Raw genomic sequence first — 22,720 nt, forward strand, 5'->3', positions numbered from 1 at the left:
CCTGTGGGTTGCATGAATGGTTTTCCATCGTGCTACCTACAGGTCGACTACTTATCTCAGATATTGATTAATGATTAGTACTTTCTCGTGAGGATTCGAGAATGCTCTCCGTCTACAGTGATTTCCCAGCCTCTTGGGATTTCATAAGCAAAGGCTGGCGAAGGGTGCTTGACCGCTTCAATGCTGGATTCAGTAGGGATACTGGTGATATTTACGATTTGTTTTTCATAGAGACTTACATTTACCACGACCCAGCCATATGGTACAGGCACCCCGGTACCGACCCATTTATTCTCCAGCTCTTGAGGTTGGTACCGTTTTTTATTCTCATTTCTGATATCGATATAAGCCTGTCTCTTGCTGTTATAACCTCGACCGATTTCTACCCAACCAGAAGGGATGTTAAAGCTTAAGCTTCTTTCCACTTGCCCATAATTAGCGCCATTAATATATTTCGCTATTTCATATCCAAGCTGTGTTCCACGATGTGGCTCTTTTTCAATCGAAATCCATCCATTCGGAAAGAACGTGTCGTATGCGACTACTAACGTATCACCGTACTTCCAGTTTCCATCAAAGATATACTTTTGTGGACGGACGTTAGATTCTTTTCCTTTTCCTACTGCATCTGCTGCTTGTGTCGGAACGATCAGGAATGATGATGCCAAGACGAGAATACCCAAACTTCTTACCACGTTATTCATAGCGTAACTCCTCCATATGAATGCAATAAGTAAAAAAAAGAATTTCAATAAGCATGAGAATTCTAAACATTTTTGAAATTTCCTTCTTTTTCTGGAAAAAAATTCTTGTTGATAATCGTCGAGGGAGTCGTGTCGTCGGAATTATAAAAAGTAAAACTTGTTGAAACTAAAAAATGGATATGATACAATACTGTTAAATTAATGACGGGAGCTGAAAGGTATAATGGATTCTTTTCTTGCTTAAAAAATAAAACAAAAAAGCGATATCCTTCGCATGTTTTATTCTTTATACGCAAGAAAGTTACATTATCTTTTCACTCAATCAATATATCCATATCTAACTCTTTTTGAGTTGGATTTGCTGTATTTATTTGAGCTACAAGAGAGGGTAACTTTCTTGTAGCTTTTCTATTTTTATACAGGAGGTTGATTGTATGTCATTAATCAATGTAAATAACTTAACGTTTGCCTATGAAGGCAGTTTCGATAATATTTTTGAAAACGTGAGCTTCCAAATCGATACGGATTGGAAATTGGGCTTTACGGGAAGAAACGGGAGGGGGAAGACGACCTTTCTCAACCTGTTGCTTGGTAAATATGAATACAGCGGAAAGATTAGTGCTCATGTCAGCTTTGAATACTTTCCTTTCCAAGTCGAGAACAAAGAATATCTGACCATTGATATCGTTCAAGACATTGTCCCGGATTATCAGCTATGGGAATTAATGCGCGAGTTCTCCCTCTTAAAGGTTTCAGAGGATGTTCTGTATCGTCCCTTTGAATCTTTGTCTAACGGGGAGCAAACGAAAGTAATGTTAGCCGCCTTGTTTCTAAAGGAAAACAGTTTTTTGTTAATTGATGAGCCAACCAATCACCTCGATATGCATGCAAGGGAGCTCGTCAGTGATTATCTCCATTCCAAAAACGGTTATATTTTGGTGTCTCACGACCGAGCATTTCTAGACAATTGTGTCGATCACATCTTGTCCATCAACAAGACGAACATCGAGGTGCAAAAAGGGAATTTCTCTGATTGGTGGGAAAATAAACAGAGACAGGATAACTATGAACTCGCTGAGAATGAGAAGCTCAAAAAAGACATTAAACGCTTGTCGGACGCAGCCAAACGTACAAGCAACTGGTCGGACGCTGTGGAAAAGACGAAAAATGGAACATTGAATTCCGGTTCCAAAATAGACAAAGGGTATGTTGGCCACAAGGCTGCGAAAATGATGAAGCGCTCCAAATCGATGGAGCAAAGGCAGCAATCCGCCATTGATGAAAAGTCGAAGCTGCTGAAAAACATTGAAAACCAGGAGAGCTTAAAGATTGCACAGCTTGCTTATCATAAAAATCAACTGGCCGAACTGGAGAAGGTCTCGATTTATTACGGAGAGAAGCTAGTTTGTTCAGATGTCAACTTTACGATTGAGCAGGGAGAGCGTATAGCGCTGGCAGGTAAGAACGGTTCAGGAAAATCCAGCATTCTCAAGCTCATTTGTGGGGAGAACATCCAACATACGGGGACCTTCCGAAAGGGGAGTCAATTGAAAATCTCGTATGTTTCTCAAGACACTTCCCATCTAAAGGGCAATCTCACTGACTTTGCGCGAGACAACGGGATCGAAGAGAGCTTGTTCAAATCAATTCTGCGCAAGCTGGACTTTTCCCGCGTGCAATTTGAGAAGGATATCTCCGCTTTTAGTGGCGGACAGAAGAAGAAAGTACTCATTGCGAAAAGTCTTTGCGAGAAAGCACATCTTCATATTTGGGATGAGCCGCTAAACTTTATTGACGTCATTTCTCGCATGCAAATTGAAGAGCTGCTCCTGGAACACTCGCCAACAATTCTTTTTGTGGAGCATGACAGGGAATTTTGCAATAACATCGCTACAAAGATCGTTGAACTATACTAGGACGAAAAGTGTCTAAAAGAAGGAAGGTGGGGAGAACCGTTTCGTTTTCCTCACCTTCCTTTTTCGTAGGAGGTCAGGGACTGTTCGTAAGGAAAATTGAGCAATCGAGAAGAAATAGTAAGCAGCGAAATGTGGTAGTTTTTAGATAATACTTTTAAAAGAATGGCGGAGATCCAATGGGGAAAATAATTGCAAATGTAAGCAGTACATTAAATGGTATCTATACTGGGCCGACAGGAGAAGAAGATAATATGGTAAGCTGGGCATTGCCTGGAATCATCGACGCCACAGATGACGGTCTTGCGTTATTCCAGAGGGTTGACGCCATCTTGATGGGGCGAGTCACCTATGAAGGCTTTTCAAGCTATTGGCCGTTCCAAGAGGGAGATTGGGCTGATGCGATAAATAAGACTCAAAAGTTTGTAGCAACCAATAATAGTGAGCTTACGGAAGTTCATTGGGGTGACTACGGCAATACGATTACACTCCTTCATTCTGATGTCATGACCAAAATAAAAGAGCTTAAAACACAAATCAAGGGTGATATCATTGTTCCTGCTAGCGCGGGCCTTGTTCAAGGTTTGATCCATGCTGATTTACTTGATGAACTCCGAATGATTATTCATCCGGTGTTATTGGGCAGCGGCAAACATTACTTTGACAACATTCATACACGTCACGACATGAAGTTGATAGAAACGAAGCTTTACGGAAAAAGTGGTTCCATACAACTACGATATGAGATCGGAAAGGCACAAGCAGAATAAAAAAGGTTTTTGTCCAATTTCTCAATTTCATGGATGGAGAAATTGGACTTTTTGGTTTTTACACTAATTCGTTCGTAAAGCAGGGTATACGAAAGCCTTTAACGTAACACCCGTAAAGGAACATCCAGAAGCCTTTGGATGACCGCCACCACCGTAATGCTGGGCAATCACAGACAGATTCACGTCTTCTCGAATGGTTCGAAAGCTAATTCTACCTTTTCCAGGATCAAGCATCGCGACGAAATCAATCATCTCCGCATTTTTACATAAGAAATTACCTGTCGTGGAGTGATATTGCTCGAGGAAAACCACGCCCACTTGATACGTTTTTGGCTCGTCTAAATCAATTTCAACCGGAATCAGCTTCATTTGCTTCAGCTTTTTTTGCTCAAATTCATCGATTCGTTTTTCTTCTGTATAGATGAGGATCGATTCTACTTCGTCAAATACGAATTGATCTGTATGAGCACCTTCACCACGCAAGCGCCCCAGCACATTTTGAACAAACGTGTCTCGCTCGACCATATAGAATAAAATGTTCAGTTGATTGGCTTGTACAGTACCGGTTGCATCCCAGTCCCACGTATCAAAGGCACGAACCAGCTCCACATAGTCAGAGAGAACGCTAGTTGGAATCAGATATCCCTGCTTTACCAGGTAATCATAATAGAGGCTCGTTGCCGAAGTCTTTTTCCCTGATTCTTCCGTAATAACCTTTGCCCATTCGTACTTGGAGGCCAATGGCAAGGCGGTTGGATGATGATCGATCAAGACAAACGCATGACCCTGATCGATCTTTTTCTGAATGAGCGTTGCGACCTCGTCATTGACACTTACATCGGTAATTACGACATACATATCGGGGGTGAGTTCTTCTTCGATAAACTTTTGTACGTCTTGATTGACAGTGTAAGGAGTTACCCCGCGGGAATCGACTTCTTGCTTGGAAAAAGCAATTTGACTCAGTATCGCACAGGATACGCCATCCAAGTCCTTATCACTGAAGTGAATGATTTTTTGATGATTCATTGGGCATCTCCTTATGAATTGAGTCCAGATTTCGTAGTTCACTACCATAAATCATTTTTCCCAGGACCGCAATAGATAGACCATCTTTATTTCAATACCCTCAATCCAGCATCGGTTAACCTCGTCCCAAAAGGCCCCCGGCTTTTTACAATATATCCACGCGATTCAAGTACATCCAATCTGCTGCGAATCTGCTGCTCGCTCAGTGGCTTTGCCCAATCCTTGCTCATCTCGGTTATTCTCCGTCGATTTGGCCTTTCGCCACGTTCAGCGATGGTTTGAATACTCCGTAAGATAAGCAGCAGCTCGTCTTCTTCATCAGGAATGACCGGCGCTTCGGTATGTGAATGATCGCTTTTTAAAAAGCTATTTTCCCACGGCATGTCCTTAATTTGGATGATATCCTCGTCACAGACAGCCAGCATGTAATCGATGGTGTTCTTTAACTCCCGCACATTTCCAAACCACGGTAGGGTAGTGAGCCTCTCGATGACTTCCGGCTTGATAGTCACTTGTGGGTGTACGCTTTGTCGGATAAAATGCCGAACGAGCAGCGGGATGTCATCGGTTCGAGTTCGCAGGGAGGGGAGATCGACAAAGAGAACACGTAGCCGATGATACAAATCTTCCCGAAAAGTTCCTTGTTCGATCATATGCAGCAAATTTTTGTTAGTGGCAGCAATGATCCGAACATCGATTGGAATGATTTGGCTTCCCCCGATGCGCATAATCTCTTTTTCCTGCAGGACCCGCAGAAGTCGTGCCTGTAGCTTCAGGCTACTGTCACCGATTTCGTCCAAAAAGATCGTGCCGCCGTTTGCTTGCTCGAACAAGCCAACTTTTCCACCTTTTTTAGCCCCTGTGAATGCACCGTCATCATAGCCGAACAGCTCGCTTTCCATCAAATCCTCAGAAATGGCGCTGAAATTGACAGCGAGAAACGGCCTCTTATCCCGCAGCGATGCGTTGTGGATGGCACTCGCAAAAAGTTCCTTGCCCGTGCCGCTCTCTCCTTGGATCAGGAGGGTGAGGTCTGTTTTTGCCAGTTTTTTTGCCTTTTCCTTTGTGCGCGTGAGGATTGAGCTTTCCCCAATCATATCGTCAAATGTGTATTTGGCCACAAAGCCTTTCTTTTTCAATTCGGAGCGCAGCGATCTTTCCAACTCGATTGTCTTTCTCGCATTCTTGAACGTAGCGACGAGTGATTGGTCATTGTTTAAAGGGAAGCGGTGAACAATGACTTCAACCTCACCGAACGTAAACCAGCGATCCTCTTCCTGTGAGAGGGCAAATAAAAAGTCGATGAGCTCAGGATGATCCATGACATCACGAATATGTCTGCCAATAACACGCTTGGCAGAGACACCGAGCAGAAGGCCGAGCTCCTCATTGAAGACCGTGATCTTGCCATCTTGCGTAATTGTCAAGATCCCGTCGTTTACGCCATCCAGCACCTCATTCAAATGCTTATTCAAATCTGTGGCTATCTGGTTGGCATCAGCCAGCCGCTTGCTCAATTGAATGATTTTACGCAAATAGCGCTGAGAGATCACGTCTCCTGGCCCGTTCAGTTGGAAATGGTCGAGTATTTGATGAATCGTCGAGATGTCCATCAGGCGGGGACCGATACTCACTACATCTTGAACATGGTCAGGGATTAGCTCGAACGCCCCTGGTGTCACTGCGAGATCAATTATTTCTACGTGCGGAATGCCGGGATAATACGGTATGTAATGAATGTGGTCAATCCCCAGCTTTTTCAGTGATTCAATGGACTCCAAACATGTTTCTAAGGAGTCATTGACGTAATAAGCTTTGGTTCCAACTGGTAAGTATAAGAGCCTGTCGATGTTTTCGTAATTGATGATCCTATTGGCGATGATGAGTTTGCAATTTGTTCCAAGGCATGCTCTTATTTTTGGCTCTTCTAATACGAGCGGGTGGGAGAGGACGACCAATTGATTATGAAGGGTTGTTGGAAGTTCCTCCTCGACGGAATAACTACTCATCCGCACATACCCGTCCATAATCTCCTGAAGTTGATTGACAAGCGCGATTCGGGTGTCTTTGCTGCCAGCTAGTAAAATGAATTCGTTCATCATGCCTTCCTCGCTTTTGGTTATTTGGGTGTGTTTGGTTGAATTAATTGCAAGAAATAACCGAATATTCTATATCGTAAACCAAATAGTATTTCATTGCACGATTAATTGATGGAGAAAACCAGCAAATATCAACGGTTCAGGACGAGGAAGCAGCATAGACTGCTCCCTATTTTTTTGGCATAGATCATGCTAATTAATTCAGTAGTTTCACTTCATTAATAGAAAGGGGAGAGATTTACGTGCAGATGAGAAGAAGAGTGAGATTACTCACAGTCAGCTTTTTGATGGCAACAGCCATGCTATCTGCCTGTACGAGCAATTCTGGTCAACCCCCGCCAACAAGCGGACCAGCGCCTGGAAATGCTCAACAACAAGAAGTACCAGCAAAGGCAGTACGAAATGCGGAATTAACAGTGGCTCTTGAAGCGGAGGCCACCTCACTTGATCCTTGGAATTCCACGGATAGCAACACGCTGCATATTTTGTCCACGATGTTCGAAGGATTGCTTACGCTGGATGAAAATCGGGAGGTTGTCCCTATTCTTGCAACCGATTACAAATTAAGCGCTGATGCAACCTCTTTGACTTTTCATTTACGCAAAGGAATCCTTTTTCATGACGGTTCACCCTTTGATGCAGAAGTAGTGAAAAAGAATCTGGATTACGTACGCAACAAGGAGAATGGCATGGCAAGAGCGAGCTTTTTTGGATTTATCAAGGAGGTTACTGTAGTAGACCCGTACACGATCACTGTTGTGGCGAAAGAACCAAATTCTGCGATGGTTGCCTTTATGGCACATCCTTCTGCCACCTTTAAATCGCTGAAAGAATTGCAAAAAAAAATCGATGATCCGAAATACAATTTGGACCGCAATCCAGTAGGGACAGGACCCTACCAATTCCGCGAATGGAAGAACGGGCAGTTTGTGAAGGTAGCTGCCTTTGATGGTTACTGGGATAAAGAGAAGCCGGCAAAGCTAGCAGCGATTCTGTTTAAGCCTGTGACGGAGGCGAGTACGCGGGTCAATATGCTCAAAGCCAGCGAAGTAGACATTGTGACAAGTTTGCCGACCCTGGATGCGCGGAGTATGGGAACAGATCCGAATCTCGATGTTTACTCCGGTCCATCGCTCAACATGATTTATGTCGGTATGAATACAAAGCTGGATAAGTACAAGGACAAGCGGGTGCGGCAGGCGATGAACTACGCGATCAACAAAGAACAATTGATCAGTCAGGTTGCTGACGGTTTTGGTACAGCTGCCGATTCACCGCTTTCGCCATTGGTAAAAGGCTACGCGAAACAGCAAGGCTATCCGTACAACGTTGACAAAGCGAAACAGCTTTTGACAGAGGCTGGTTATCCAGATGGTTTCGCAGCTACGTTGTGGACGCGCAATTCAACGGAATTCGTCGCGATTGCTGAAAATATCAAAATGCAGCTGCAAGCTGTAGGGATCAAAGTAGAGGTGCAAGCTTACGAGAGCGGCACGCTATTTGAAAGGCTGGATGCCGGAGAGGGAACGGATCTCTACATCGGGCGATGGGGTACGGGTACAGCGGAAGCGGATTGGGGAATGCGACCGAACTTTGCATCTGACCGAATTCCACCGAACTATAATAACTCTGGCTATTATCAGAACGAACAAGTCGATCAGCTGCTAAATGAAGCATTGAAAGCAACAGCCAACAGCATGGCACAGCAAAAATACACCGAAGCACAAAAAGTCATCATGGATGAAGCCCCATGGATATTCCTGTACGTCCCGGATGTGGTGATCGCAAAACGGAAAAATGTCTTGGATGTTGGGGTTACTCTTGATACAGTTCGTCTCCAGGCTGCATACAAACAATAAGTTAGTTTTCTAAAGAGAAGGTGTAGGAAATGGCTAGATATATTTTTGGTCGCATATTGGGCATGATTCCCATTTTAGTGATCATCTCGATCCTTTCTTTTTTGTTCGTACATCTTACCCCTGGCGACCCGATCCGCATCATGTACGGTGCGGAAATGGATATGGCCACCTATGAGAAAGTAAAAGCGAATCTAGGCTTTCATGATCCACTCTATGTGCAGTACGGTCGTTATCTTCAGCAAATTTTGTCCGGCGATTTCGGTGTTTCCTATAAAACAAAGACCAATGTGTCTGACGAGATCGGTAAGCGGTTCTTATACACGCTTGGATTAACGTTTGCCGCCATGTTCTGGGCGCTGATTATAGGCCTGGTTGTCGGAATTTATTCAGCGGCTCGGCGCAAGTCGATTTGGGATCGCATCGGGATTATCTCAACCACGACGATCATTAGCATTCCGGAGTTTTGGTTCGGACTCATGCTCATGCAAATGTTTGCCGTGCAGTTGGGATGGTTCCCAACCAGTGGCAGCGGAACTTTTGCGCACCTTCTGCTTCCGTCGATAACACTAGGATTCGGAGTGTCTGCGATCATTGCCCGCTTTACACGCTCCAGTGTCCTTGAAGTATTACAGGAAGATTTTGTACGCACAGCCAAGGCGAAAGGGCAGCGAGAGTCAGTCATCATTTGGACGCATGTATTGCGTAATGCGCTGATTCCTGTGATCACGATGACTGGGTTGCAATTTGGCTTTTTGCTCGGAGGAGCAGTCGTAGTTGAGCAAGTTTTTTCCTGGCCAGGGCTGGGATCGTATTTGATTGATTCCGTTCTCGCTCGCGATTATCCGGCCATGCAAGCGCTCATTCTGCTCTTTTCCGTCCAGTTTCTCATCGTCAATCTTCTTGTAGATATCAGCTACAGTCTTGTGAATCCGCAAATCCGTTATGAATAACAAAGAGGAGCAGACGAATGAAAAGTCAGAATACTCACTCTCCCTTTCAGCTATTTTTGAAAAAGTTCAAGAAACAGACGATGGCGGTAGTAGCCTTTTGGATATTAATCGGCATCTTTCTGCTAGGGTTGGCAGGGCCATGGATCACACCCTATGATCCGAATCGGCCTGTGACAGAGCAGTATGAGGAAAAGGGAATCGACAAAACGAAAGAATTGACCGGATCGATTCAAATAAGCGGGATCATGAGTGATGGTACAGAACTCCCTGTGTCTGAGCTTATGCTGCAAAGTACGAACCGACAGATTTCCACCGTCAGTGAATCGAATGGCTCGATCACCATAACACCAGTCGGGCAAGGAAGCACAACGGTGCTGATGGCAAAAGGAGATGTCGCTTCGCAGATCAAGCTAGACGTTTCTGCAGAGGACTCCCCACCGATTCTTACGCAGCTGCTGCTTCAAGGTCCGGCAGGCATGGTAAAGAAGGGGGACATCTTCCAGCTTGACCTAGAGGCCAGACTTTCAAATGATGTTAAGCTGATCGGCTTTGAACAAATTCGTAGCAACCTGAAACAAGTAGTGGGGGCGAACAAGGCTGTCTCACAAGAAAACAACGGGTTCGTAACAGCCAAGAAAAAGCAATCGGAAGAGGACGGACAAATTCATTACCAGTCGACAGATGAAAAAGTAGTACGTGTAACGCCTGATGGGATGGTGACCGCGCTTGGTCAGGGTATCGGGCAAGTGAAAGTATCAATCGGGCCTGTATCTACCATTGTCCCGATAGCTGTTGAAACATCGATGCAAGAGCCTGTACTCGTCCAAATACAGCCTAGTCAGACGCATATCGCACTTATGGACAATAGGAAACATCAACAGCCATCCCTACTGCACTGGTTCGGAACCGATCATCAAAATCGGGATATCTTCAGTCGTGTCTTGGCTGGGACTCGTGAAACACTGTTCATTGGTTTCGTATCTGTCGGGATCGGTGCTGTTATTGGGACGCTGCTTGGCCTATTAGCTGGATATTACGGAAGGTGGATTGACTCGATTATTACGCGTCTAACCGATATTTTGTTGGCGTTTCCGGGGATATTGCTCGCGATCGCAGTGATTGCCGTGCTAGGGGCTGGGATGGTGAACATTATTTTTGCAGTAGCAGTTTTTACGGTTCCCATCTTCATCCGCATCGTCAGAGGGAGTGCTTTAGCGTTAAAGCAAATGACGTATGTGGAAGCGGCTAAATCAATCGGTGTGCAGGATTTTGTGATTATCATACGGCATATTTTGCCTGGTATGCTTCCTGTGGTCATGGTTTATTTGACGATGAGAATTGGTACAGCGATTCTGCTTGGAGCTGCTCTTAGCTTTCTCGGTCTAGGTGGTGACATAACAGCTCCGGAATGGGGGGCGATGTTGAGCGCAGCCAAAGACAACAGCCGGAATTTTTTCTACCCAACATTTTTTCCTGGGATCGCCATTGTACTGACTGTAGTCTGCTTCAATTTGTTTGGCGACGGTCTGCGAGATACGCTCGATCCCAAGCTAAAGGAGTAGAAGTGAACGAATGAATACGCCTATTTTAGAGGTCAACCAGTTACAGGTTTCTTTTAAGAAAGAAAAGGAAGAGATAACTGTCGTCAACGGTATTTCTTTTATTGTTCATGCGGGTGAAACCTTGGGGATCGTCGGAGAATCCGGTTGCGGCAAAAGCATTACCTCACTATCGATCATGCGCCTGATCAACCCACCCGGCCGCATTACGAATGGACAAATTGTTTATAACAACAGGGATTTGACCCAACTCTCCGAGGAAGAAATGCGTGTGGTCCGAGGAACCGAGATCTCGATGATTTTCCAGGAGCCGATGACCTCCTTAAACCCTGTTTTTACGATCGGCCGACAAATCGATGAGATTATTCTACTTCATACGTGCGCATCCAAACAGGAAGCAAAAGAACAATCCATTGAGATGCTAAAGCGCGTCGGTATATCCCGTGCTGAGCAAATCTACCGAAGCTATCCGTTCGAATTGTCGGGTGGAATGCGGCAACGGGTAATGATTGCGATTGGGATGGCATGCCAGCCAAAGCTGTTGATTGCGGATGAACCAACAACGGCGCTGGATGTAACGATTCAATTGCAAATCTTAGACCTGATGAAAAAATTGCAAGAAAAAGAAAATACAGCCATCATGCTAATCACTCATGACCTGGGGGTGGTCGCTGAGATGTGTGATCGCGTTCTGGTGATGTATGCAGGAGAAGTCGTGGAAGAAGCTGACGTCGATGATTTATTCCATAATCCTAAGCATCCTTATACCATTGGTCTACTGCAATCCATGCCCTCTTCAGTAGAAAAGAGAAGCCGCCTATATACGATCAAAGGGCAAGTCCCGCCAGCAGGGTCGATCACCAAGGGTTGTCGCTTTGCAGAACGGTGCGATCGTGTTATTGACCGTTGCTGGGGGGAAGACCCCGCGATCGTTTCGGTCGGCAATAATCATACGTGCCGCTGCTGGTTACATGCCTAGGAGAACGGGAGGTGTTGGGATGGACCCATTAGTAGAAGTACAACAGTTACAGGTGTTTTATCCAGGGAAGAGCAAGCTGCTGCAAAAAACGAAGAGTGTAGTGAAGGCCGTCGATCATGTTTCGTTTACCATCAATCAAGGAGAGACGCTCGGGCTGGTAGGAGAATCCGGATGTGGAAAATCGACGATGGGCAGGGCGATTTTGCACCTGATAAAACCAACTTCAGGAGATATCAGCTTTGCAGGCAGGAGTCTGTCCTCCTTATCAGCAAGTGAAATGAGGCAACAGCGCAAGCATTTTCAAATGGTGTTCCAAGATCCATTCTCGTCGCTTAACCCACGATTGACGGTAAAGGAAATTCTAGATGAGCCGCTAAAAGCCCATAGATTGGGTGATGAACATCAGCGTTTGGAAAAAATACATCATATGATGGAGGTTTGCGGGTTAAATCGCATGTATGCTGAGCGGTATGCTCATGAATTTTCGGGTGGGCAGCGGCAACGAATTGGCATTGCTCGTGCACTGATTCTTCAACCACAGCTAGTAGTGGCTGATGAACCCGTCTCTGCACTAGATGTATCGATCCAGTCGCAAATCTTAAATCTTATGCAGGATTTACAAGAAGAATTTCAACTGACTTACTTGTTCATTTCCCATGATCTCGGGGTGGTTCGACATATCTGCAATCGTGTCGGAGTCATGTATTTAGGAAGAATGGCGGAGCTTGCGAAAACGGAACAATTGTACGCCAATCCATTACACCCCTATACCAAGACGTTGTTATCCGCCATCCCGGTGGCAGATCCCCGATTGAGAAAGGAACGAATTATTTTGCAAGGGGACGTGCCTTCGCCAGCCAACCCTCCACAGGGCTGTGCTTTTGCCAGTAGATGTCCGAGTGTGATGGAGATTTGTAAAGAAATCAGACCAGATATGCGGCAAGTGACCGATGCGCATAGTGTGGCTTGTCATCTCTATGTCTGATCCAAAAGGAAACAATCGATAGGAGAGAATATAACAATGAGCTTGGCTACAGTTCAGCGTCTGATAGAGGAGCGAAAAGAACAATATTTACAGCAACTGTTTGCCTTGTTGAAACAGAAAAGCATAAGTACAACCAATGTAGGCGTACGAGAATGTGCGGAGCTGTTGAATGAGATGATGCAGGCATGTGGGATACAGAGTCGCCTAATGGAAACAGCGGGACATCCAGTTGTATATGGAGAATGGATAAAGGCTGAGAATGCATTCACAGTATTGATCTATGGTCACTATGATGTCCAGCCTCCTGAGCCGCTCGAGGAATGGCTGTCGCCACCCTTTGAACCGAACATACGAGACGGAAGGATTTATTGTCGAGGAGTAGGAGACAACAAAGGTCAGTTAATGGCTCAGGTACTGGCGATTCAAACGTATTTGGACAGCTTTGGTGAGTTGCCAGTCAATGTGAAGCTGGTATTTGAAGGGGAGGAGGAAAACAGTAGTCCTCATCTCGCGACTTTCGTTGAAGAGAATAAAGAGCTATTGGCATGTGACCTTGTTTACACATCAGATGGGCCCATGCATGGAAGTGGTATCCCTTCTGTTGAGTTAGGTGTCAGGGGTATTCTTGGTGTCGAACTGGTAGCACACGGAGCAAAATGGGATCATCATTCGGGAAATATGGGAAATATCGCACCCAATCCGGCATGGATTCTTATTGACTTGTTAAAAACGATGCGTGATGAGCAAGGGAGGGTGCTAATCGAAGGATTTTACGATAATATCCGCCAACCGACTGCCTATGAGCTGGATTTGCTTCGCAAGCTTCCTTTTGAACGTGAGGTGTTAATCGAGCAGATCGGATATCCAGATATCGAAGCGGACGCCGAAACCTTTTATCGCTTGGTATCCTTGGAACCGACTTTCAATATTTGCGGTTTTCACAGTGGGTACGGGGGAGACGGCTCCAAGACGATTATTCCTGCCACTGCGCGTGTGAAAATGGATATACGGCTAGTCATCGATCAAGACCCAGACGATATTTTTCAAAAGCTTTGCGAACATGTGAAAAAACACAATCCTTCCATAGAGGTCTTGCATCAAGGAGAAATGAAACCTTCACGTACTTCTGCTGAACTGGAGATCGTGAAAGTGGTTACACAGGCAGTCAGAGACGCGTACAGAGTAGATCCTCTTCTTGTACCTGGAGTCGGCGGGAGCCTCCCCGATTATGTCTGGACTCAGATTCTCGGAGTCCCATCCGTGATGGTCCCGTATGCGAACGCAGATGAGGCGAATCATGCGCCGAATGAAAATATGGTAGTGGACCTTTTTTATCAGGGCATTTCATGTACATGCCATGTGATTCATCGATTAGGGGAGCTTTCAAAGTAAGAATCAATAAGTGGTAATTTGCTATTCATATCCATATGTAATATAATGCTTGGGTTAATAGCACTCCACGTATCAGTAACGGCACGGGCGTGTTCGCGATTATTCGCGATCGCCCTTATTTCTATTACACGAGTAAAATAGTGGAGAGAGAATATGGAAAAGGTGGTCTTCAACATGAAAAAGTCTGCATTGATCCCCGCTGCACTTCTGCTCGCAGTCCTGACTGCTTGCGGCAACACGCAGCCTACGGAGCAACCAGTAAATCAAAATCAAGCAGCAACAGGCACCCAACAGCCAGCAGGTGACGCAACTACGCAAAAACCTGAAGAAGCGAAAAAAGAAGAGCAACAGGTGATCGCTGCTCCACAGGAAATCGTAGTGTACAAGCAAGGGGAAAAAACATCGCTGAAGCCGGAAGATGATAAGTTCAAGGAAATTCTTGCGCTCATGAACAAACGCTTTGAAACGCCAGCGAACCAAATGCGTTTTGACGAGAGTACCCAAGCGGTGGAGAAGGACAAGAAAGAGGCTTTGGCGGTTGAATTCAACTACGCTGAAGTAACGACAAATACTTTGCCAGCGACTGTTAGTACAGATAACAAAGCAGAAGTAAAGGCGAAGACACTGTTCTTCGTATTGAGCGGAGAAAACAAAGACCATATGTTTGATTCAGAAGATGGCAAAGCTTATGGAACTGCACCGCTGCAATTGACCGAATCCACTGAACTGACCGAGCTGTTGAATAAGTAATCGAACGACGCAGACTGTCGAGCAATCGGCAGTCTTTTTGCTATTTAAAATGCCTGATCAAAGAAAACCCTCTTGATCTTGGGGCAACCGATCAAGAGGGAAGAGCAAGATAAATGATTACCTTTTTTGATCTGGTTCCGATTGCACAACAGTTAACGCCGTGTCGCCATCGGTCTCTACCAGGTGCTTTAGCATAGACAGCTTATTGTTCCAAAACTGCTCGTAAAAGGAAAGCCACTGCTTTACTTCTGTCAGGGGACCGGGATGCAGCCGATAAATTTTCTCACGACCTACTTTATGTCCCGTGACCAGATCAGCGTCGGCAAGTATATGAAGATGTTTGACCACAGCAGTTCGGCTTATGGGGAAATGAGAGGTAATCGCTGAGATCGGTAATTCTTTTTCAGCTAGCAAGCGAAGTACTTCTCGACGAGTAGGGTCAGCAATCGCTTGAAATACATCAACCTTTTCTGCTGAGGCAGACATTTAGCCTTCCACAACCTTTTTCAGGCGCTCGTGAACAATTCCAACCCAACCTTGATTCATCTTCTCGCGAATCATTGAGCTCTTCGCGTTTGCTTTTCCGATGATCTCATCTGCCGCTTTCCATCCACCATGAATGAGGGTAAACTCCGTCTTCTCTCCCAGGTCTTTTAAAAGAAAAGAGACGACCCAACCTTCTGTATCCCAAGCAAAAGAAAGGCGATGTGGTGCTTCTACTTCCAACACTTTGCATGGTGACGGCCCAAAAGGGGATTGGATATGAAACTCATGACCAACTACAGGCTGAAAATCATTCGGCATAAACCAAGCTGAAATGGCTTCCGCAGTGGATACTTTCTCCCATACCTTTTGAATAGGGGCGTCGAAAACAATGGTTTGTTTAATATCTTCTACGGCTTGCTGGTTGTTCTGTTCCACGATGAATCTCTCCGTTTCGTAGTGAAAATATAACACCTTTTGGTTTTACTTTATGATGATATAACACCTTTTGGTTTTATGTAAATGGTATTTTTCCCCCAAGGATATAAGACTATACAAAAAAGGAGATCAGATTAACTGAAGCTCCTTTGTAACATTCATGGATCGACTCATAGTCTACTTCCTTCTTTAAATGGCTCCGCTTGCACTTGAAGTTCTTTCAAAAATTCCTTACCGACCGCGGAAACGTATTGGTTTTTTAATTTGATGCAATAATAGGAGACTACGGGTTCCTTTGCAATGAGAGGCTTGCAAATAATATCTTCCCTTTGAAAAAATGGATCGGTTTTCGTCGTCAGGCGAGTTTCAAATCCCAATGCCATTCCTTGCGAGATGAAATGTTTTTTTGTTTCATAGTTTTGGGATTGAACGAAGAAGTTAATTTTGTGAAATTCCTCAAATAGATAGGAATAAAATTTTTTTGTATCACTCAAATTGGTGGAGGCAACAATTGGATAGTTATATAAATCCTCCATGTAAACAATCTCTTTGCTAGCCAATTCCGAGTCCTTTCGAAAACAAACCATCATGGAGCTATCTGTAATGTGGGTTGTAGTAAGCAGTTTGTTTTCTTCATGGGAGGAGGGAAAGGAATAGATGACTCCGATGTCGACATCCCCATTCAAAACATCTTTTCGAACTTGCATCAGATGTGCTTCTTTTACATGAAGATGGACCTTCGGGAATTTTGTCGTAATCGCAGCCAAGGTTTTCGGGACGAGTGTTCGACAGATGCCTGGGACAATAGAGATGGATAGCTGTCCTTCGAACTCAGAAGAATCACATCTCGCCTCATTTTTGAATTCTTCGATGTGGTTTAATACTTCCTGAGCGCGTAAGATCAGCTTCCTTCCCACTTCAGTGGGCTCTAATCCAGTGCGTGAGCGTTCAAAAATTTTTACGCCGAGCTCTTCTTCCAAGCTGCTGATCGCAAGGCTTATACCTGGAGAAGACACAAAAAGTCGTTCGGCGGTGTTCGCAATCGATCCTGTTTTTGCTATTTCAGTTATGTAGATAAGCTGCTCGATACGCATAGCTTCACCCCAGTAACATTGATTTTCATGGAAAATGTGTTTAGGAATGCTTACTAATATGAGCCATTAATATTTACATAACGTACCTTTTCATTTCTAAACTTTAAAAATGGATAGTACAAGAATATCATGAACGTAAGATTTCGAACAATCAGAATTGTCACTTTAATAATAACGCTTCCAAGTTAATTTTGAAAGGAAGGAGGAGAGTTTCGTTTAAGTAGGGTTGGTAGCATTTGACAAAACTCGGTTCGAGTACACCAAAGAGGTGAGTCGTATGAAGGAAAAAAACATCCTGACCACGATTGAAAACAACATTTGCATCATCAAATTGAACAGGCCTGAAATTAGAAATCCTTTAACGGAAGCAGCATGGGAACTACTCGATACATTAAGGGAAATTCAATATGACGACCAAGTCAAAGCCGTTATCATCACAGGTACAGAACGTGCGTTTAGTGCTGGCGGTAATTTGGGTAACGTTCAGCGTGATACTTCGGATGCTTTTGCTACCCGTAAAAGAATGAAACAGTATTATGAACTGCTTCATATGATGAGAAAAGTGGAAAAGCCCATAATAGCTGCTGTAAATGGCGCCGCAGCAGGAGCGGGAGTCAGTCTGGCTTTAGCCTGTGACTTGGTTATTGCAGCCCGTTCCGCTTTTTTCATTCAAAGTTTCGTGAAAGTGGGGGCTCTTCCCGATTTCGGTGGGATTCATTTTTTGACACAATCATTGGGGCCTCACCGAGCTAAAGAACTTATGATGTTGGGAGAGCGCATCACGGCAGAACAAGCATACCAGATAGGGATGGTGAATGAAGTAGTCGATGATGGTATCTTGCTGGAGCGGGCATGCTCCATAGCCCAAAAGATTGCAGAGGGGCCGAGCTTGTCCATTGGACTGATCAAACAACTTGTTCACTATAGCGCGAATGTCAGTTTGGAAGAGTTTTTGGAGCTGGAAGCCTTTGGTCAAGGATTATGCTTTCAGACGGAAGATTTGAAAGAAGGAGTTACTGCCTTTTTTGAAAAACGGGCTCCACAATTTAAAGGGAAATGATAGGAGAGTTCCTTGTTGGTGAGGTGGGTCATCGTGAATATTGGGAGTTCACTTGTCAGAAACGCGAATATGATGCCGGATAGAGTCGCGATCGTCTATCAGGATCAGACATACACGTATGAACAGCTAAACCGAATCGTAAATCGCCTGGCACATGGTTTGCTTTCACTTGGAATCGCGAAAGGTGAAAAGATATGCTTCATGATGAAAAACTCCGATATCTTCCCGATCGCTTTTTTTGCGGCCGCCAAGATTGGTGCTGTTACCGTTCCGATTAACGTCCGGCTGACGAAATCGGAAGCAGCATATCTCATCGATCATTCTGATGCCAAGCTGGTCATTTATGATGAGGAATATGGAGAGTTGATAGAACAGGCTCGATCTGCCAAGGTTGCTCATTGTATTGCTGTTCACCATGCACAAGTAGAAGGACATTTGTCGTTGCAACAGGTTCTGACTGAAAATGAAAATGAACCTGATATTGTAGTTGAACAGCATGATGATTCTCACATCCTGTATACATCCGGCACGACAGGAAGACCCAAGGGAGCTTTATTCGATCATTACCGAGCTATTTTGTTCGTATTTCATTCGCTTGGTATGAGTGGGGAAATAATGAATAGCCGCATCCTGCATTTCATGCCTTTCTTCCACGGTGCAGGCTTCAGTATCCTCTTCAAGGATTTATTTTTGGGCCAAACGCTTGTCATTCAACGAAAATTTGATCCTGTTGAAGTATTGAAAGCAATTGAGCAGTATAAAATTCAATCATTTATTGCCGTCCCAACGATGTATAACATGATGCTGCAAGTTCCAGATGCAGACCGATACGATTTATCCTCGATTGAAAGCCTAAGGTATGGGGGGGCACCTATGTCTCCCGAACTGATCAAGAGAAGCATGGAGCTGTTTAAGACGGATCAGTTTAACAATAGATGTGGTTTGACAGAAGGTGGTCCTTCCGGGATTTACTTATATCCGGAGGATCATAAGGAAAAACTCGGGACAAGCGGAAAGGCAAGATTTTTGACGGAAGCCAAAGTTGTTGACCAGCGTGGAAAAGAGGTCGTACCTGGAGAAATCGGGGAACTGATTCTGCGGAGCGAGATGGTTATGAAGGGCTACTATAAAAATCCAGAGGCTACTGCGCAGGCCATTCGTGATGGATGGCTGTACACGGGGGACTTGTGCTCTATTGATGAAGATGGGTTCATAACGCTTGTGGATCGCAAAAAGGATATGATTATTTCGGGCGGGAGCAACATCTATTCTGTGGAAGTGGAGAATATCTTGTACGCTTTTGATGGTGTATTAGAGGCAGCCGTGATCGGTGTTCCCGATGAGAAATGGGGTGAATCGGTCGCAGCCATTATCGTAGCAAAACCTGGTTGTACCATCGATAGGGCCGAGTTGATTGAATTTTGTCGAAAGCATCTCGCAGGCTACAAGATCCCTCGCAAAGTCATGTTTATGGACGTATTACCAAGAAATCCTTCCGGGAAAATCCTGAAGTATGAATTGCGAAGTCGTTACATGAATCATCCATCCGAATTTACTTTTCCCCAGTGATTGTGGAAACAAGCAATATATGGCCATGCAGGAAAGGATGTCTCCATGATAAGACATTCTTTTCTTCATTTGAGAGTTGTTTGCCGAAGGTTTGGACTCGCTTTATTCGAAACAGTTGGACAAATGGATGGAAGAACGATGTAAGGGTTTTTAAAGACCTGAGATATGGAAAGGAGCTGGTCGTATTGAAAAAGCCATGGCATGCCTTTTATCCACGAACGATCCCGTATGAAGTGGAAATTCCTTTGTGCTCAATCTACCATTTCCTGGAGCGAGCTGCCCAAGATTTCCCTCACCAGACAGCCGTGATCGAAGCGGATGTGGAGCTGACCTATTCCGAACTGAAACACGCAGTTGATCGGTTTGCCGCTGCTTTGTATCGACGTGGATGCAGGAAGGGAGATCGCTTGGGGATCATGCTATTCAATTGCAAGGAATACATCATCGCCTATTTCGCCGTTCAACGATTAGGGGGGATTGTCGTCCAACTAAACCCCATGTTTCAGCAGCGAGAATTGCAAATCATGTTGGATGATTCGGAGCCGAGCTGGCTGATTTGTGATAGCAGTCAGATTGAGAAACTAGAAAGTACCGGCTATCAAAAAAAGCTGACGATCATAACCACAGATGACAATCAGAATGGATATGCCTATTTCTATCAGTGGATCGAAGAACAAAACGATACACTCCCTCCTTTGCAAATCAATAGCAAGGAAGATATTGCCGTTTTACAGTACACAGGCGGAACGACAGGAACACCAAAAGGGGTTATGATTACGCATTTCAACACGGTAGCGAGCACATACCATACCTTTATCACAGACGAAGGGGCACTTCAACGTCCCGGTGAACGGTTTCTTGGTGTTTTCCCGATGTTCCATGGAGCAGGCTTGATGGTCATGATGTCCTCTATCTTCCATGCAGGTGCGTACATTCCCATCAGACATTTCCGCATCCACGAGGCACTTCCCATCATTCGCAAGTATCGACCCTCTCATCTTTCAGCGTCACCCACTGTCTTTGTAGCATTAGTGAACCATCCTGATTTTCGGGACGATGATTTGCGTACGCTGAAAATATGCAGATCAGGTGCTGCTCCGATCCCTTTGGAGGTGCTTCGAGCCTTTGAACAAAAGTCAGGCGTCCGTATTTCTGAAGTGTATGGACTTACAGAATCCAACGCAGTTATCGTTCGGGTATTTGGAAAAGGTGATCGAAAAACAGGGAGTGTAGGGATCCCAGTCCCTAATGCCGATGTGAAAATCGTGGATGTGGAAACGGGTTTAGAAGAACTGCCTCTAGGAGCTACAGGTGAAATTATCCTGAAAGGTCCGCAAATCATGAAAGGTTATTGGAAAAAACCAGAAGAGACTGCACAAACGATACGTGATGGATGGCTCTACACGGGTGACACCGGCATGCTGGATGAGGATGGCTTCTTGTATGTAGTCGGAAGGAAAAAGGAAATGATCATCGCTGGAGGATACAATATTTATCCCAACGAGATTGATGAGGTTTTATACCAGCATCCAGCGGTTGCAGAAGCGTGTACATTCGGTATCCCGGATGCCTACCGAGGAGAAACCGTCAAAGCAGCCATTGTTGTGAAGAAAGACCATTCGCTGACAGAAGAAGAAATTGTGCATTGGTGCAAAGAACGGCTGGCGAAATATAAAGTGCCTAGATTGATCGAATTCAGGGAACAATTGCCGAAATCGGCAGTGGGCAAAATATTACGCCGTACATTGGTTGAGGAAAATCGTAGCCATTAATATTTACTTAATGTACCTTTAGCGTTCTAAACTTTATTAAATACAAGCATAAATTTATTATTAATTTAAAGATTCAAATTATTCATAAATATTTTGAGCTACTTCACCATTTTACAAAGGAGGCGAGACTATTGGGTAAAAAAGTAAAAGTAATCGGCGTAAATATGATACCGTTTACAAAACCTGGGGCACACGAGCCCTATGAAGTTATGGCAGCGAAAGCAGTAAAAGGTGCACTGGAAGATGCGGGAATTAACTATTCCGAAATCCAGCAAGCCTATGCCAGCTATGTATACGGTGACAGCACGTGTGGCCAAAGAGCGTTGTATTTGGTAGGGATGACAGGGATTCCTATTTTTAATATCAATAACAACTGCTCCTCCGGTTCCAATGCCCTGTTCCTGGCACGACAAGCAGTAGAGTCTGGAACCGTAGAGTGCGCATTGGCTGTAGGCTTTGAAGAAATGAAGCCTGGTGCATTGAAATCCCATTGGGATGATCGAACGCCGGCAACAGGCTGGTTGCAGGATCGCTTGAAGGAATTGTGGCCGGAAGTGCCGCAAGCACCGAATGCAATCCGGTTGTTTGGTTCGGCGGGTAAGGAGTATCTGGAGAAGTACGGGGCGAATCCCGACATTTTTGCAAAAGTTTCCGTGAAAACAAGGAATCATGCCGTTCAAAATCCGTACTCGCTCTTTACACAAAAGCTGACAGTGGAAGAGGTCATGAGTGCGCCGGAGCTGATGCCTACATTGACTCGCCTCATGGCCTGCCCACCAACCTGCGGAGCGGCAGCGGCTATTGTATGCAGTGAGGAATTTGCCAAAAAACACGGTATTTCCAACGCGGTCGAGATTGTGGGGCAAGCGCTGACAACGGATATGAACGTCAGTTACGACAATATCCTCAATCTGGTGGGTGCCGATATGACACGTCGTGCTGCTAAACAGGTCTATGAGGCAGCAGGCATCGGTCCAGAAGAAGTCGATGTTCTGGAGCTCCATGACTGCTTCACCCCAAATGAGGTCATTACCTATGAGAGCCTGGGGATATGCGAAGAAGGTGGAGCAGAGAAATTTATCAATGACGGCAGTAACACATACGGTGGCAAAGTAGTGGTCAACCCTTCAGGTGGATTGATGTCAAAAGGACACCCCATCGGGGCAACAGGCCTGGCGCAGTGCACGGAGCTAGTCTGGCAGCTACGCGGGCAAGCACAGAAACGGCAAGTGGACAATGCAAGAGTCGCCTTGCAGCACAACTTGGGTCTTGGTGGCGCTTGCGTCGTAACCATGTATCGAGTTGGATAATAACG

The 22,720-nt window shown here is 45.0% G+C and carries 19 protein-coding genes; 13 read left to right on the plus strand and 6 right to left on the minus strand.

What is annotated here, in order from left to right; genetic code table 11:
* Positions 1-74: 74 nt before the first annotated feature.
* Positions 75-704 carry a hypothetical protein gene (locus AB432_RS14695; protein WP_048032905.1) on the minus strand — a complete coding sequence of 210 codons (630 nt, stop codon included), beginning with the start codon at positions 702-704 and terminating at the stop codon, positions 75-77.
* 434 nt (positions 705-1,138) lie between these two features.
* Here AB432_RS14695 and AB432_RS14700 point away from each other — a divergent pair, with 434 nt between their 5' ends.
* Both AB432_RS14700 and AB432_RS14705 read left to right on the plus strand, forming a co-directional pair.
* Complete coding sequence (locus AB432_RS14700) at positions 1,139-2,620, plus strand: Lsa family ABC-F type ribosomal protection protein (protein WP_048032906.1); 1,482 nt, start codon at positions 1,139-1,141, stop codon at positions 2,618-2,620.
* A 176-nt stretch (positions 2,621-2,796) separates the two neighbouring features.
* The gene (locus AB432_RS14705; protein ID WP_082195927.1) at positions 2,797-3,387 is read left to right on the plus strand and encodes a dihydrofolate reductase family protein; all 591 of its coding nucleotides are present in this window, start codon (positions 2,797-2,799) and stop codon (positions 3,385-3,387) included.
* Positions 3,388-3,450: 63 nt separating this feature from the next.
* Here the strand turns inward: AB432_RS14705 and AB432_RS14710 are convergent, their stop codons facing one another.
* Together AB432_RS14710 and AB432_RS14715 are read right to left on the minus strand one after the other, a co-directional pair.
* A complete protein-coding gene (locus tag AB432_RS14710) occupies positions 3,451-4,416 on the minus strand; it encodes a DHH family phosphoesterase (protein WP_048032908.1) in 966 nt (321 codons plus the stop codon).
* An 86-nt stretch (positions 4,417-4,502) separates the two neighbouring features.
* On the minus strand, positions 4,503-6,515 hold the full coding sequence (locus AB432_RS14715) for a sigma-54 interaction domain-containing protein (protein WP_048032909.1): 2,013 nt from the start codon (positions 6,513-6,515) through the stop codon (positions 4,503-4,505).
* 248 nt (positions 6,516-6,763) lie between these two features.
* Between AB432_RS14715 and AB432_RS14720 the strand changes: the two genes are divergently transcribed.
* From AB432_RS14720 to AB432_RS14750, 7 genes are all read left to right on the plus strand, one after another.
* Positions 6,764-8,374 carry a glutathione ABC transporter substrate-binding protein gene (locus AB432_RS14720; protein ID WP_048035819.1) on the plus strand — a complete coding sequence of 537 codons (1,611 nt, stop codon included), beginning with the start codon at positions 6,764-6,766 and terminating at the stop codon, positions 8,372-8,374.
* Positions 8,375-8,403: 29 nt separating this feature from the next.
* Positions 8,404-9,324, plus strand: coding sequence for a nickel ABC transporter permease (gene nikB / locus AB432_RS14725; protein ID WP_048032910.1), 921 nt, complete (start codon positions 8,404-8,406; stop codon positions 9,322-9,324).
* A 17-nt stretch (positions 9,325-9,341) separates the two neighbouring features.
* Positions 9,342-10,886: an ABC transporter permease gene (locus tag AB432_RS14730; RefSeq protein WP_048032911.1), complete on the plus strand. Its 1,545-nt coding sequence runs from the start codon at positions 9,342-9,344 to the stop codon at positions 10,884-10,886.
* Between the two features lie 10 nt (positions 10,887-10,896).
* Positions 10,897-11,862 (plus strand): ABC transporter ATP-binding protein, encoded by a 966-nt coding sequence (locus tag AB432_RS14735; protein WP_048032912.1) that lies wholly within the window; start codon positions 10,897-10,899, stop codon positions 11,860-11,862.
* A 19-nt stretch (positions 11,863-11,881) separates the two neighbouring features.
* Positions 11,882-12,847, plus strand: coding sequence for an ABC transporter ATP-binding protein (locus AB432_RS14740; protein ID WP_048032913.1), 966 nt, complete (start codon positions 11,882-11,884; stop codon positions 12,845-12,847).
* Between the two features lie 36 nt (positions 12,848-12,883).
* Positions 12,884-14,239, plus strand: coding sequence for a M20/M25/M40 family metallo-hydrolase (locus AB432_RS14745; RefSeq protein ID WP_048032914.1), 1,356 nt, complete (start codon positions 12,884-12,886; stop codon positions 14,237-14,239).
* A 174-nt stretch (positions 14,240-14,413) separates the two neighbouring features.
* On the plus strand, positions 14,414-14,989 hold the full coding sequence (locus AB432_RS14750; protein WP_048035820.1) for a hypothetical protein: 576 nt from the start codon (positions 14,414-14,416) through the stop codon (positions 14,987-14,989).
* Positions 14,990-15,106: 117 nt separating this feature from the next.
* Here the strand turns inward: AB432_RS14750 and AB432_RS14755 are convergent, their stop codons facing one another.
* The 3 genes from AB432_RS14755 to AB432_RS14765 form a co-directional block, all read right to left on the minus strand.
* A complete protein-coding gene (locus AB432_RS14755; protein WP_048032915.1) occupies positions 15,107-15,475 on the minus strand; it encodes an ArsR/SmtB family transcription factor in 369 nt (122 codons plus the stop codon).
* On the minus strand, positions 15,476-15,910 hold the full coding sequence (locus AB432_RS14760; RefSeq protein ID WP_048032916.1) for an SRPBCC family protein: 435 nt from the start codon (positions 15,908-15,910) through the stop codon (positions 15,476-15,478).
* Between the two features lie 170 nt (positions 15,911-16,080).
* On the minus strand, positions 16,081-17,004 hold the full coding sequence (locus tag AB432_RS14765; RefSeq protein ID WP_048032917.1) for a LysR family transcriptional regulator: 924 nt from the start codon (positions 17,002-17,004) through the stop codon (positions 16,081-16,083).
* Between the two features lie 277 nt (positions 17,005-17,281).
* Between AB432_RS14765 and AB432_RS14770 the strand changes: the two genes are divergently transcribed.
* From AB432_RS14770 to AB432_RS14785, 4 genes are all read left to right on the plus strand, one after another.
* A complete protein-coding gene (locus AB432_RS14770; RefSeq protein ID WP_048032918.1) occupies positions 17,282-18,064 on the plus strand; it encodes an enoyl-CoA hydratase/isomerase family protein in 783 nt (260 codons plus the stop codon).
* Between the two features lie 33 nt (positions 18,065-18,097).
* Positions 18,098-19,633, plus strand: coding sequence for a class I adenylate-forming enzyme family protein (locus AB432_RS14775; protein WP_048035821.1), 1,536 nt, complete (start codon positions 18,098-18,100; stop codon positions 19,631-19,633).
* Between the two features lie 185 nt (positions 19,634-19,818).
* On the plus strand, positions 19,819-21,405 hold the full coding sequence (locus AB432_RS14780) for a long-chain-fatty-acid--CoA ligase (RefSeq protein ID WP_048032919.1): 1,587 nt from the start codon (positions 19,819-19,821) through the stop codon (positions 21,403-21,405).
* A 131-nt stretch (positions 21,406-21,536) separates the two neighbouring features.
* A complete protein-coding gene (locus tag AB432_RS14785; protein WP_082195929.1) occupies positions 21,537-22,715 on the plus strand; it encodes a lipid-transfer protein in 1,179 nt (392 codons plus the stop codon).
* Positions 22,716-22,720: the final 5 nt, after the last annotated feature.

Origin of the sequence: Brevibacillus brevis (assembly GCF_001039275.2) — a bacterium.
In the GTDB taxonomy this organism is placed as follows: domain Bacteria; phylum Bacillota; class Bacilli; order Brevibacillales; family Brevibacillaceae; genus Brevibacillus; species Brevibacillus brevis_C.